Below are 15,140 nucleotides of genomic sequence, written 5' to 3'. Positions count from 1 at the left end.
ATAACCATATGATTTTCAGCCTGATCATACTGAACCCGCTCCCACACACAGGATGAGGCGCAGCCTTACCGCTCATGCAACGCCTCGGCCCGAGCCTTGATGATTGGCTTGAGCAAGTAGCTGAGCACGGTTTTCTTGCCGGTGATGATGTCCACCGAGGCCACCATGCCCGGAATGATCAGCAGCGGTTTTTCATCGGTGCCCAAGTGGCTACGCTCGGTGCGCAGCTTGATGATGTAATAGGTGGTTTTCTTGTCTTCGTCGGTGATGGTGTCGGCACCGATCTGTTCCAGCTTGGCCTTCAGCCCACCGTAGATGGTGTAGTCATACGCGGTGAATTTCACCGTGGCGTCCTGGCCGGGGTGCAGGAAGGCGATGTCCTGCGGGCGGATTTTCGCTTCCACCAGAATCGTGTCGTCCAGCGGCACGATTTCCACCAGGTCGCTGCCGGGCTGGATCACCCCGCCGATGGTGTTCACCAGCATCTTGTTGACGATACCCCGCACCGGCGAGGTGACCAGTGTACGGCTCACCCGATCTTCGAGGGCCTTGCCGGTAGCCTGGGCCTTGTTCAGGTCGGTGCGCGCCTCGTTGAGCTGGGTCAGGGCTTCGCTGCGGAATTTACCGCGGGTTTCGTCGATCTTGCGTTGCACTTCCTTGATCGCCGATTCGGCACGGGGGATCGCCAGCGTCGTGGCGTCCAGTTGCCCACGGGTTTCGACTTCAGCGCGCTTGAGTCGCAGCACTTCCACCGGCGAAACCGCGCCCTGGGCCACCAGCGGTTCGGACATGTTGATTTCCTGGCGTTGCAACGCCAGGCCGGAACGGTATTGCGCCTGTTTGGAAACGAACTCGCGCAGCTCCTGCTGGCGCTGGACCAACTGTTCCTGCAATCCGCCGATTTCATCGTGCAGTTGCTGGCGACGACTGATGTACAGCGACTCTTCGCTGGCCGCCTGGCCCGGCACGGCCTTGAGCACATCGGCCGGGAAATTCAGTGGCCGGTCCTCGACCTCGGCGCTCAGGCGCTCGACCCGCAACAGCATGGACAGGCGATCGGCCTCGGTTTCCCCGACGTTGGAGACAAACCGCGTGTCGTCCAGGCGAATCAACGGCGCACCGGCCTCGACGATCTGCCCTTCCTTGACGAACAGCTCGGCGACGATACCGCCTTCCAGGTTCTGGATCTTCTGGATCTTGGACGAGGGAATCGCCTTGCCGTCGCCCTTGGTCACTTCGTCGACCACTGCGAAGTTGGCCCACAGCACCATGAACACGAAGAACCCGATGATGCCCCAGATCGTCAAACGCACCACGCGGGGAGCATCCTCGATCAAGGCTTTGTTCACCTCGGGCAGCGGCTGGCCGTGCAGCGAGTCGGAGCCTTTGAAGTAACGGCCTACGGCCCCCTTGAAACCCGACTTAAGCAACACTGATCTGCCCCTTCTTCAACGCTTCCATCACGGCAGCTTTCGGGCCGTCGGCCAGGATCTGCCCACGGTCGACCACCAGGAGACGGTCCACCAGCGACAGCAGGGATGCCCGGTGCGTCACCAGCAGCACCGTCTTGTTTTCCACCACGGCAGCCAGGCGCTGCTTCAAACGCTCTTCGCCCGTGTTGTCCATGGCGCTGGTGGGTTCATCCAGCAACAGGATGGGTGGGTTGAGCAACAGCGCACGAGCCAGGGCGACGTTCTGACGCTGGCCGCCAGACAGATTCTGTCCGCGCTCACCCACTTGCAGTTCATAGCCCTGCGGATGCAGGCGTGCGAATTCATGCACACCCGCCAACTCCGCCGCCTGGAGCACCAGCTCATCCTCGACGTAACGGGCACCGGAGGTCAGGTTGTCCCGCAGGGTACCGGCCAGCAGCTGGATATCCTGGGGCACATAGCCGACGTTGTAGCGCAACTCGCTGACATCGATCTGGCGGATATCCACGCCGTCCACCAGCAGGGCGCCGTCGTCCGGCTGGTAAAGGCCCACGAGCAACTTGGCCAGCGAGCTCTTGCCCGAGCCGCTGCGGCCGATAATGCCGATCTTCTCGCCGGGCTTGATCACCAGGTTGATGTTCTTCAGCGCGGCGTTCTGCTGGTTCGGGTAGGTGAAACTCAACTGGCGGCATTCGATGGCGCCCTGCAGGACGTTGCGGCTCAACGGACGCTCGTCGAAATTGCGCTCCTGAGGCAGCTCCATCATCTGGTCGACGGAAGTCATGGTCACCCGCGCCTGCTGGTAGCGGGTCAGCAAGCCCGACAGCGAAGCCAATGGGCTGAGGGCGCGGCCGCTGAGCATGTAGCAGGCCACCAGCCCACCCATGCTCAGGTTACCGGCGATGATCAGGTAGACGCCGAAGACGATCATGACCACACCGGCCAACTGCTGGATCAGCAACGTGATGTTCATCGCCAGCCCGGACAGCATCTTCACCCGCAGTTCGAGGCGGCTGAGGGTGCCGATGGTCTGCTCCCACTGATACTGGCGCTCGCTCTCGGCGTTGTTGACCTTTACCGCATCCAGACCGGCCAGGGTCTCGATCAGGCTGGACTGACGCTCGGCGCCCAGGGCCATGGTCCGCTCCATGGTTGCCACCAGGGGCTTCTGCAAGGCGTAGCCGATCAACAGGGCCAGCGGGAACGCCACGACCGGAATCCACACCAGGTGTCCGCCGATGATCGCAATGACCATCAGGATCAACAGGGTGAACGGCAGGTCGATCAGGCTGGTGAGGGTCAGCGACGCGAGGAAATCCCGCAGGCTCTGGAATTCATGGATGTTCTGCGCAAAGCTGCCGACCCGCGCCGGTCGGTATTTCATGGCCATGCCGACAATCCGCTCGAACAGCGTCGCCGAAATGATCAGGTCGGTTTTCTTGCCGGCCAGATCCAGGCACAGGCTGCGCAACATTTTCAGAATCAGGTCGAACACGTAGGCGCCGGTGATGCCGATGGCCAGCACCCACAGGGTCGCCTCGGCCTGGTTCGGCACCACGCGGTCGTAGACGTTCATCACGAACAGCGGCGCGGCCATGGCGATGATGTTGATGAGCAGGCTGGCGGCGATGGCATCGGCGTACAGCCAGCGGGAGCGCTTGAGGGTGTCACGGAACCAGGAGCGCGCCCGGGGAATGAGCGTGCCGTGGTTCACGTCAAATTTATGTTGCGGCTGAGCGAAGAAAACCTTGCCGCTGTAGTCATCCGCCAGCAGCTCACGGCTGACCGTCACTTCGCCGCCGTCGCTTTCGCTGAGCAGCAACCGCGCTCGTTCATCCTCAGTCCAGCCCAGCAGCACGGCGCTGCGGCCTTCCTTGAGGAGCAAAAGCGCAGGCATCGCGATGGCCGGAATCTGCTCGAGCCGGCGTTGCAATACCCGCCCCTGCAAACCAGCCCGGGCCGCCGCGCGCGACAATAATTCGACGCTCAGCCGCTGCTTGGGCAGCGGCAGGCCGGTGGTGAGCATCGCCGCGCTGGCAGGCTTCTGATGCAGCATGCAGAGCGCCAGCAACCCGTCCAGCAACGGGTCGTCGTGCAGCGTGCGCGGGTCATGGACTAGTTCGACTCGACTGACTTCTGATTCCACGCTCTGCACTCTTTACTGATCAAACTGGATGGATGACTCAATTCATCCCAGGCAACTGGACCTTGGGTTTCACGTCAGTCTGCACAACGGATGCCAACGGCGCGACTACCCCCTGGCTTTTGAGCAACTGGCCCATGGTTGCCTTGATCCGGTATTGGGTGAACAGCTGCACGTTCTTGATTTCCGCCAGGCGACGGGAAGCGCTGAACAGCTCGTTTTCGCTGTCGAGCAGATCGAGCAGGGTCCGCTCGCCAAGACTGAACTGCTTCTGGTAAGCGTTGCGCACGCTGGCGCTGCGGTCCACATACTGCTGGGCAATCGGTATCTGGGCGTTGGCGTTGTTCAAGGCGTTCCAGGCCAGGCCGAGTTCTTCATTCAGTTGGCGCAGGGCATTGTTGCGGATGTCCAGGGCCTGGTTGGACAGGTAGGACTTGGACTCCAGGTCCGCCTTGTTGCTGCCGCCGGCATACAGGTTGAAACGCATGCGCAGCATGGCTTGCCATTCGTTGTTGTGGCCGTTCTGGCCGTCCAGGTCGTTGTCGGCAGTGCGGCCCAGTTCGGCGTCGAAGCGAGGGTAGAAGCTCGACTTGGCGGCTTCATATTGCTGCTCTGCGGCGGCGATATCCGCCTCGGCCGAACGCAACACCGGGCTGTTCTCCAACATTTGCGCACGGGCTTCGTTCAGGTTGGCCGGCAACAGCGCCATGGAATCGGCGGGACGCTCCAGTTGGTCGGGCAGTTGGCCCACGGCGCTGAGGTAGTTGGTCTCGGCGTCGGCCAGGTTGGTTTGCTCGGTGATCAGGTTGTTGCGTGCCTGGGCTACGCGTGCTTCGGCCTGGTCATGGTCGGCGCGATTGCCCACGCCACGCTCGGTGCGCAGCTTGATCTGGTCGAAGATACGCTCGTGGCTCTTGAGGTTTTCTTCGGCCAGACGCACGAATTCACGACGGGTCAGCACATCCAGGTAGACCTGGGCCACGGTCAGCCCGGTACGCTCGGAAGCGTCCAGCAGCGAATAGGCACGGGCATTGACGGTGGCTTGTTGACGCCCCACTTCGCTGGACGTCGCAAAACCGTCAAAAACCATCTGTGTCAGGCGCAGGCTCGACTCGCTGCGGTTCAGGGTTTCCCAATGGTTATTGCTGCCTGAGCGGGTGGTGACGCTGTCGGTACCTTCCCGGCCATATCCGGCTGCAAGGTCCACTCTAGGCAGGTAGCCGCCCTTGGCTGCCTTCAATTGATAGTCGGCTGCCAATCGGCTGTTCACGCCGGCCTGGATTTCAGGATGGACATCGAGTGCCTGTTGCATGGCCTGCGGCAAGGTTTGTGCTTGTACGAAACTGGCGGCGAGGGCGAAGGGTAAAGCCATGAACAAATGCGAACGCATGGTGTTTTTTCTTCCTGAAAACTTTGTCGTGGATCACAGCGAAACGTGGCGCTGCATCAGATGATGGCAACCGGGATGACCGTATGTCGGAAAGTTCGAAACAGGGGCTGAATCATGCACCGAAAGAACGGGTCGCCGCTTAAATATCAATGTGACATTACGCTGCTGATTGTTTAGGATGGCCGGCATAAGGTCAATAGTTTGGCAGAAACAAAATAGCTGGAAGAAACAGCCAAAATATTGACGATTTGCTGGCGTCAAATTAACCCCTATTAGCGAAACAAAGAACGTCCAGACCGCTGCCGTACTTGGCTACCGGGTCCATGGAAGTTTACTGAACGTTGTACCCGGAGAGTCTTCAATGAGCAGTGTTATTGCCGTCGTCAAAAGCATTGTTGGTCAGGTTTTCGCCGTTTCCCCCGAGGGCATCCGGCGCGTACTCATTGAAGGCGACCGCCTGTACACGGGCGACCAGTTGGACACCGGCCCTGCCGGCTCCGTCACATTGGACCTGGCCGATGGCCGCACCCTGGACCTGGGTCGCGACACCCAGTGGAGCGCCAACGCCCCCGACTCCTCGACCGATCTTGCGCAGGCCACTGCCCAGGCCGCGCCGTCCGTAGAAGAATTGCAGCAGGCCATCGCGGCGGGCGTCGACCCGACGACAGCCCTCGAAGCGACCGCCGCCGGCGCTGGCGAAGCGAGCGCAGGCGGGACCGCCGGGGGCGGCCACAGCGTTGTAGTGCTGGATGCCACGGCTGGAAGCGTCGATCCGACTGTCGGTTTCCCGACGGAAGGTCTCGCGGCGGCTGCCGCTGCCGATGACAACACCTTGGGTGGCGATACCACCGCCGACACGACCGCCAACGCCGTGGTCAATGCGACGATGACCCTGAGCGCCACGCCGACCCTGACCGAAGCCGGCGGCGTGCTGGTTTACACCGCGACCGTGACCCAAGCGCCGCTGACCGACCTGACCGTGACGCTGTCCAATGGCTCGGTGATCGTGATTCCCGCCGGACAAACCACCGGCAGCGTCAACGTCCCACTGGCACCGAACAACACCGTCTACAACGATCCAAGCCAGATCAGCGTAACCGTTACCGGCACCACCGGCGGCAGTGGCATTGCCGTGACCCTGCCTACCGCACCGGCGGTGACCCAGATCACCGATACGGTCGACACCACCACCGTCACGTTGACCGCAGGCAATACGGTTACCGAAGGTGGCCAGATCACTTACACCGCCACGCTGACCAATCCAGCGCAGACGCCAGTCACCGTGACCTTGAGCAATGGCTCGGTCATTACCATCGCTGCTGGGCAAACTACGGGGTCCGTCGCCGTCGACACTCCGGCCAATGACGTTTACAACAACGGCAGCACCGTCAGCACCACGATCACCGGCGCAACCGGTGGTAACTTCGAAAACCTGGTGCCGAGCACTACGCCTGCGGTCACCACAATTACCGATTCGGCTGACACCACCGGCCTGACCCTGTCTGCCTCTAATGAAGTGACAGAAGGCGGTCAGATCACCTACACCGCCACGCTGACCAATCCAGCGCAAACACCGGTCACCGTCACCTTGAGCAATGGCGCGGTCATCACCATCGCGGCCGGCCAAACTACTGGCACTGTCGCGGTCGACACCCCGGCCAACGACGTCTACAACAACGGCAGCACCGTCAGCACCACCATCACCGGCGCAACCGGCGGTAACTTCGAAAACCTGGTACCAAGCACCACGCCTGCGGTCACCACGATCACCGATTCGGCGGACACCACCGGCCTGACCCTGTCTGCTTCCACTGAAGTGACAGAGGGCGGTCAGATCACCTACACCGCTACGCTGACCAACCCAGCGCAAACACCGGTGACCGTGACCTTGAGCAATGGTGCGGTCATCACCATCGCGGCTGGGCAAACTACGGGTTCCGTCGCCGTCGACACTCCGGCCAATGACGTTTACAACAACGGCAGCACCGTCAGCACCACCATCACTGGTGCAACCGGCGGTAACTTCGAAAACCTGGTACCAAGCACTACACCTGCGGTCACCACAATTACCGATTCGGCGGACACCACTGGCTTGACCCTGTCTGCGTCCAATGAAGTGACAGAGGGCGGTCAGATCACCTACACCGCTACGCTGACCAACCCAGCGCAGACGCCAGTCACCGTGACCTTGAGCAATGGTGCGGTCATCACCATCGCAGCCGGCCAAACTACGGGCACTGTCGCGGTCGATACCCCAGCCAATGACGTCTACAACAACGGCAGCACCGTCAGCACCACGATCACTGGGGCGACCGGTGGTAATTTCGAAAACCTGGTGCCGAGCACCACACCTGCGGTCACCACGATCACCGATTCGGCGGACACCACCGGCCTGACCCTGTCTGCCTCTAATGAAGTGACAGAAGGCGGTCAGATCACCTACACCGCTACGCTGACCAACCCGGCGCAGACGCCAGTGACCGTCACCTTGAGCAACGGCGCGGTTATCACTATCGCGGCTGGGCAAACTACGGGCACTGTCGCCGTCGATACCCCAGCGAACAACGTCTACAACAACGGCAGCACCGTCAGCACCACGATCACCGGCGCAACCGGCGGTAACTTCGAAAACCTGGTGCCGAGCACTACGCCTGCGGTCACCACCATTACCGATTCGGCTGACACCACCGGCCTGACGCTCAGCGCCAGCGAAACCATCACCGAAGGCGGTCAGATCACCTACACCGCCACGCTGACCAATCCAGCGCAAACACCGGTCACCGTCACCTTGAGCAATGGCGCGGTCATCACCATCGCGGCTGGGCAAACCACCGGCACTGTCGCCGTCGATACCCCAGCGAACGACGTCTACAACAACGGCAGCACCGTCAGCACCACCATCACCGGCGCAACCGGCGGTAATTTCGAAAATCTGGTACCAAGCACCACACCTGCGGTCACCACAATCACCGATTCGACTGACACCACCGGCCTGACGCTCAGCGCCAGCGAAACCATCACCGAAGGCGGCCAGATTACTTACACCGCTACGCTGACCAACCCAGCGCAGACGCCAGTGACCGTCACCTTGAGCAACGGCGCCGTCATCACTATCGCGGCCGGCCAAACTACGGGCACTGTGGCCGTCGATACCCCGGCCAACGATGTCTACAACAACGGCAGTACCGTCAGCACCACGATCACTGGCGCAACCGGTGGTAATTTCGAGAATCTGGTACCAAGCACTACACCTGCGGTCACCACAATCACCGACTCGGCGGACACTACTGGCCTGACGCTCAGCGCCAGCGAAACCATCACCGAAGGCGGTCAGATCACCTACACCGCTACGCTGACCAATCCAGCCCAGACGCCAGTAACCGTCACCTTGAGCAACGGCGCCGTCATCACCATTGCGGCCGGGCAAACTACGGGTTCCGTCGCCGTCGACACTCCGGCCAATGACGTTTACAACAACGGCAGCACCGTCAGCACCACGATCACCGGTGCAACCGGCGGTAACTTCGAAAACCTGGTGCCGAGCACTACGCCTGCGGTCACCACCATTACCGATTCGGCGGACACCACCGGCCTGACCCTGTCTGCCTCTAATGAAGTGACTGAAGGCGGTCAGATCACCTACACCGCCACGCTGACCAATCCAGCGCAAACACCGGTTACCGTCACCTTGAGCAACGGCGCGGTCATCACCATCGCGGCCGGGCAAACCACAGGCTCCGTCGCCGTCGACACTCCTGCGAACGACGTCTACAACAACGGCAGCACCGTCAGCACCACGATCACTGGTGCAACCGGCGGTAACTTCGAAAACCTGGTACCGAGCACCACGCCTGCGGTCACGACGATCACCGATTCGGCGGATATCACTGGCCTGACCCTGTCTGCTTCCACCGAAGTGACTGAAGGCGGTCAGATCACCTATACGGCTACGCTGACTAACCCGGCGCAAACACCGGTTACCGTGACGTTGAGCAACGGCGCGGTCATCACCATCGCGGCCGGCCAAACCACGGGCACTGTCGCGGTCGACACCCCGGCCAATGACGTCTACAACAACGGCAGCACCGTCAGCACCACCATCACCGGCGCGACCGGTGGTAACTTCGAAAACCTGGTGCCGAGCACTACGCCTGCGGTCACCACGATCACCGACTCGGCGGACACTACTGGCCTGACGCTCAGCGCCAGCGAGACCATCACCGAAGGCGGTCAGATCACCTATACGGCTACGCTGACCAACCCAGCGCAAACACCGGTCACCGTCACCTTGAGCAATGGCGCGGTCATCACCATTGCTGCTGGGCAGACCACGGGCTCCGTCGCCGTCGATACGCCGGCCAATGACGTCTACAACAACGGCAGCACCGTCAGCACCACCATCACCGGCGCAACCGGCGGTAACTTCGAAAACCTGGTGCCGAGCACCACGCCTGCGGTCACCACAATCACCGATTCGGCGGACACCACCGGCCTGACCCTGTCGGCAACCGAGACCGTCGCTGAAGGCGGCTCGATTGTTTACACCGCGACCCTGACCAACGCAGCCGGTTCGCCAGTGACCGTGACCCTGAGCAATGGCGCAGTGATCACCATCGATGCCGGTAAAACCACCGGCACCGTCACTGTCGACGCACCGAAGGACGACGTCTACAAAGACGCCGGCAAAGTCGAGGTCACCATCGACAACGCCACGGGCGGTAACTTCGAGCACTTGGTGCCGAGCACCACACCGGCTGTCACCGATGTCACCGACACCGTCGATACTTCGACCGTGAGCCTGACCGCTACGTCGAACGTCGCTGAAGGCGGCACCATCGTCTACACCGCTTCGGTGGACGCACCGGTTACCGGCGCTCCATTGGTAGTCACCCTGTCGAACGGCCAGACCATCACCATCCCGGTGGGTGCAAGCTCCAGCACCGTAAACTTCACCGCGCCAAACGACGCCCTCGCGGGCGGCGACAACCTGAGCGTCAAGATCGACGACGCGAAAGGCGGTAATTACGAGCATCTCGCCATTGACGGCAAAACGGCTGACACCACCGTCACCGATACCCAGGACACCACCGGCCTGAGCCTGAACGCCACCGGTTCGGTTGCCGAGGGCGGTCAGATCACCTACACCGCGACCCTGACCAACGCAGCCGGTTCGCCAGTGACCGTGACCCTGAGCAACGGCGCAGTGATCACCATCGACGCCGGTAAAACCACCGGCACCGTCACTGTCGACGCACCGAAGGACGACGTCTACAAAGACGCCGGCAAAGTCGAGGTCACCATCGACAACGCCACGGGCGGTAACTTCGAGCACTTGGTGCCGAGCACCACACCGGCTGTCACCGATGTCACCGACACCGTCGATACTTCGACCGTGAGCCTGACCGCTACGTCGAACGTCGCTGAAGGCGGCACCGTCGTCTACACCGCTTCGGTGGACGCACCGGTTACCGGCGCTCCATTGGTAGTCACCCTGTCGAACGGCCAGATCATCACCATCCCGGTGGGCGCAAGCTCCGGCACCGTAAACTTCACCGCGCCAAACGACGCCCTCGCGGGCGGCGACAACCTGAGCGTCAAGATCGACGACGCGAAAGGCGGTAATTACGAGCATCTCGCCATTGACGGCAAAACGGCTGACACCACCGTCACCGATACCCAGGACACCACCGGCCTGAGCCTGAGCGCCACCGGTTCGGTTGCCGAGGGCGGTCAGATCACCTACACCGCGACCCTGACCAACGCAGCCGGTTCGCCAGTGACCGTGACCCTGAGCAACGGCGCAGTCATCACCATTGATGCCGGTAAAACCACCGGCACCGTCACCGTTGATGCGCCGAAGGACGACGTCTACAAAGACGCCGGCAGTGTCCAGGCGACGATCCAGAATGCTACGGGCGGCAACTTCGAGCACCTGGTGCCAAACACTGCCCCAGCGGTTACCACCGTTACCGATACCGTCGACAGCACCACCGTCAGCATCAGCGGCAGCACATCGGTCACCGAAGGCCAGACCGCCACCTATACCGTCAACCTGACGAACCCGGCGCAGACCGAGGTGACGGTCAAGATTGTCTACAGCGGCACTGCCGCCGACGGCACGGACTTCACTGGCGTCTATACCGTGAAGATCCCGGCCAACGCCACCAGCGCCACCTTCAACGTGGCGACGCTGGACGACAAGATTACCGAAGGTACGGAAAACTTCGTGGTCAAGATCGACTCGGCCACCGGCGGCAACTTCGAGCACTTGGCCGTCAGCGGCACCAATGGCAGCGTCAGCACCTCGATCATCGACAACGACGCGGCCCCGGTGCTCGACCTGGACGCCAACAACTCCAGCGGCAAGACCGGCGCCGATTACCAGGTGACCTTCACCGAAGGCACCCCTGGCCCTGGTGTGTCGATCGCCGACACCGACCTGAAAATCACCGACCCGGACAGCACCATGCTGACCGGCGCCACCATCGTGCTGACCAACCGTCAGCCTGGCGATGCGCTGAACCTGGGCAACAGCGTCAATGGCATCAGCATCAATGCCAACAGCACCAATGGCACGGTCACCCTGACGCTGTCGGGTAATGCGACGCTGGCTGACTACATGCAGCAGATCAAGAACATCACCTTCATCAACAACAGCGATGATCCGAGCACCGTGCCGCGCATCATCACCGTGACGGTGACCGACGGCTCCAGCTACTCCAACACCGCCACCACCACCGTAAACGTGGTCGGCGTCAACGACGCGCCGGTGGCTACCGGTGGTTCGGTGACCGGCACCGAAGACACTTCGCTGGTCCTCGGCTGGTCGAACTTCGGCGTCAGCGACGTGGACAGCGCCAGTGCAAACCTGGGTGTGAAAATCACCGGCCTGCCCAGCGACGGCAAGCTGCAGTACCTGGACGGCACGACCTGGAAAGACGTGACCAACAACCAGACCTTCACCAAGGCCGACATCGACGGCGGCAAACTGCGCTTCACGCCGGATGCCAACGAATCCGGTGCCAATGGCAACCCGAGCGGCGTGGGCGATCAGAAATCCGACTACGCACAGATCCAGTTCCAGCCAACCGATGGCCAGGCGCTGGGCAGCACCGGCACCGTGAAGATCGACATCACGCCCGTGGCCGATGCGCCGACGCTGAACGTGGCCGGCAACAATGTGACCTCCACCGGCCTGGTCAAGGAAGTCTGGACCAACCTCTCAGGCCTGGGCACCGATGGCAGCGGCGCGCCGTCCGGCACGCTCAAGTCGGTGATCGACGCTGCCGGCACGCCGAACAGCAGCACCACCGTGACCAACGTGCAGTCCGACAGCAACGTGAACGTTGGCACGGCTTCGAAAACCTCCGGCCTGATTTTCCTCGAAGCCGGCAAGACCTATACCTTCAGCGGGACCGCCGATGACAGCCTGCTGGTCACCATTGGCGGCAAGGACGTGGCATCGGCCACCTGGGGCGCTGGCGGCAAGCTGAACGGCTCGTTCACGCCGACCACCAGCGGCTATTACACCCTGGACATCTACCACCACAACCAGAACGGCCCAGGCAGCTATGACGTGAACCTGTCGGTCAACGGCAGCACCCCCGTCGACCTGAGCAGCGCTGGCGTACCGCTGTACACCGGCGTGACAGACCTGGTGAATGCCGGCGTGACCGTTTCCGATCTGCACGGCACCAATGGCGAAGGCTACTACGACGGCTTCAAGCTCAACGAAGGCGCCGAAGGTGGCAGCGTAAACCTGTCGAAAATCACCACCGCCCTGACCGATACCGACGGCTCCGAAACCCTGAGCGTGAAGATCGGTGGCATGCCCGAAGGCAGCGTATTGAGCGACGGCGCGGGCCACACCGCGACCGTAGGCGCCAATGGTGAAGCCTCAGTCACGGGCTGGAACCTGGGCAGCCTCAACCTGACACCGCCGACCTACTACAACGGCCAGATCAACCTGACCGTGACGTCGACCTCCACCGAAGCCCTTGGCGGATCGGCAGTCACCACCGCGCAGATTCCGGTGACGGTGCATCCGGCGGTCTACAACGCCGCCACCGCCACCTCCGGCAGCGACGACTTCACGGGCACCGACGGCAACGACGTCATTGTCGCGGACATTGGTGGGCTGACCGTGGTACCGGGCGTCAACTACAACATTGCCTTCATGGTGGACAGCTCCGGCAGCATGAGCGAGTCGTCTCTGACGGCCGCCAAGAACTCGCTGACCTCGGTGTTCAACACCCTCAAGCAGAGCATGGGCAACAACTCGGGCACGGTGAACATCTTCCTGGCGGACTTCGATCGCCAGGTGAACAAAACCGTTTCGGTCAACCTCAAGGACCCGAATGCACTGACCCTGCTCAAGAACGTCCTGGACTCCATGGTGTCCGGCGGCGGTACCAACTACGAAGACGTGTTCAAGACCACGGCCAACTGGTTCAAGAGTACCGAGGCGACAAGCAACACCGGTGCGAAGAACCTGACGTACTTCATCACCGATGGCCAGCCGACGTTCTACCAGGCCGGCGAGCAGACGAACCCCGACCTCTATAACGGCGTGAAGCTCGACAGTCTGATCACCACGACCAATTACAAGTTGGGCCAGACGTTCAGCGCCGACCTGGACAGCACTCACCGGGTGCAAGTCGACGAGTCCGGCAACGTATCGCTGCTGACCTGGAAAAAATCCTGGGGCGGCTACTGGAGCGAGGAATCCCTGGGCACGCTGCACGCTCAGGGCGACGGTACCTATGAGCTGTCGTACCGCGACGGCACCGGCAGCAGCACCGACTCGGCCACCAGCAACAACTCCCTCAGCGCCTTCGCGCTGTTGAGTTCGGTGTCGGGCGTGGAAGCTATCGGCCTGAACAAGGACGTCACCCTGAACGACCTCAAGCCGTACGACTCCGATGGCAAGCCGCAGACCAACATCGACCCCAAAGACCTGGCCAACTCGATCGTCGGTCATACCGAAGCGACCCTACCGGGTGCGGACACGGTCAATGGCGCCGACGGCAACGACATTCTGTTTGGCGACCTGGTGAGCTTCAACGGCGTGACCGGTGAGGGTTACCAGGCCATCCAGGCGTTCGTGGCCCAACAGAGCGGCGTGGACGTCAGCAAAGTCACCACCAGTAACGTGCACCAGTACATTACCGAGCACTACACCGCGTTCGATGTATCCGGTGCCCACGACGGCAACGACACCCTGTTGGGCGGCGCCGGCAATGACATTATCTTCGGCCAGGGCGGTAACGATTTGCTCGACGGTGGCAAGGGCAATGACATCCTGCTCGGTGGCAGCGGCAACGACATCCTGATCGGCGGCAAAGGCAACGACACCTTGATCGGTGGCCTGGGCGGCGACACGTTTGTCTGGAAAGCCGGCGATACCGGCACCGACGTGATCAAGGACTTCAAGGCCGCCGATGGCGACCGGATCGACCTGCGGGATCTGTTGCAGGGTGAAACCGGCAGCACGATCGATCACTTCCTGAAGATCACCACGGTCGACGGTGTGTCGTCATTGCAGGTCAGCACCACCGGCCAGTTCAATGCCGCCAACGGTGCACCGGCCACGCCGGACGTGACGATCAAGCTCGAAGGCAACAACTGGTCGAACGTCAATCTGAACACGTTGATCGCCGGTAGCGACCCGACCATCAAGGTCGATCACAACAACAGCTGACGCTGTCACCGAACCATGGCGGGGGAGCTGGCTCCCTCGCCATGGGATAAGTGTTCATACTTCCCCCACAGTTGGCCTATGCTGCCCAGCATGATGCCGCTTCATACATGAGGGATGCCCGATGTTCTATGTGCAACGCGATGCGCAAGGCCTGCTGGTGCGCGTTGAAGCCAACGCTTATGCCGAGGCCACCGAAACCCTGCCGGCCGACAACCACGAGATCCAGGACTGGTTCGCCAACCAGGCGGTAGAAAACAGCCTCAAGCAGCTCAAGCAGAGCGACCTGGAGATGATCCGGGTGCTCGACGACCTGATCCAGGTCCTGACCGCCAAAGGTGTCATCCGTGTCACCGATCTGCCAGCGGCGGCCCAGGCCAAGCTGATGGACCGCAGCCAGGCCCGGGAAGCATTGGGTGGGTTGAGCCGGTTGATCGATGATGATGAGAAGGGGTTGATCTAGGCCTGATTCATCTG

General features: G+C 61.7%; 4 protein-coding genes and 1 pseudogene. 2 read left to right on the top strand and 3 right to left on the bottom strand.

The genetic code is table 11. From position 1 onward, the window contains the following. Nucleotides 1-65: 65 nt before the first annotated feature. From EGM97_RS10710 to EGM97_RS10700, 3 genes are read right to left on the bottom strand one after another with little or no spacing between them, the layout of a single operon-like run. Complete coding sequence (locus tag EGM97_RS10710) at nt 66-1,433, bottom strand: HlyD family type I secretion periplasmic adaptor subunit (RefSeq protein ID WP_238962421.1); 1,368 nt, start codon at nt 1,431-1,433, stop codon at nt 66-68. Further along, nucleotides 1,423-3,579 carry a type I secretion system permease/ATPase gene (locus tag EGM97_RS10705; protein WP_238962420.1) on the bottom strand — a complete coding sequence of 719 codons (2,157 nt, stop codon included), beginning with the start codon at nt 3,577-3,579 and terminating at the stop codon, nt 1,423-1,425. The genes EGM97_RS10710 and EGM97_RS10705 overlap by 11 nt, the downstream gene beginning before the upstream one ends. Nucleotides 3,580-3,616: 37 nt before the next feature. Then, entirely contained in the window at nt 3,617-4,966 is a 1,350-nt protein-coding gene (locus EGM97_RS10700) for a TolC family outer membrane protein (RefSeq protein WP_238962419.1), read from the bottom strand. Nucleotides 4,967-5,327: 361 nt separating this feature from the next. On the opposite strand from EGM97_RS10700, the pseudogene EGM97_RS10695 reads away from it, so the two are divergent. Continuing rightward, nucleotides 5,328-14,666, top strand: a pseudogene (locus EGM97_RS10695) (retention module-containing protein); the annotation flags it as partial. Nucleotides 14,667-14,787: 121 nt separating this feature from the next. Then, on the top strand, nt 14,788-15,126 hold the full coding sequence (locus EGM97_RS10690) for a hypothetical protein (RefSeq protein WP_053151984.1): 339 nt from the start codon (nt 14,788-14,790) through the stop codon (nt 15,124-15,126). The last annotated feature ends 14 nt before the right edge of the window (nt 15,127-15,140 follow it).

Origin of the sequence: Pseudomonas sp. AF32 (assembly GCF_022342325.2) — a bacterium.
Lineage (GTDB): Bacteria > Pseudomonadota > Gammaproteobacteria > Pseudomonadales > Pseudomonadaceae > Aquipseudomonas > Aquipseudomonas uvaldensis.
The sequence above is the reverse complement of the archived record's forward strand: the minus strand, read 5'-3'. Positions and strand labels throughout refer to the sequence as shown.

Excerpts from the sequence above, each read along its gene's own strand:
- EGM97_RS10700 (WP_238962419.1), bottom strand. The coding sequence starts at position 4,966 with ATGCGTTCGCATTTGTTCATGGCTTTACCCTTCGCCCTCGCCGCCAGT.
- EGM97_RS10690 (WP_053151984.1), top strand. The coding sequence starts at position 14,788 with ATGTTCTATGTGCAACGCGATGCGCAAGGCCTGCTGGTGCGCGTTGAA.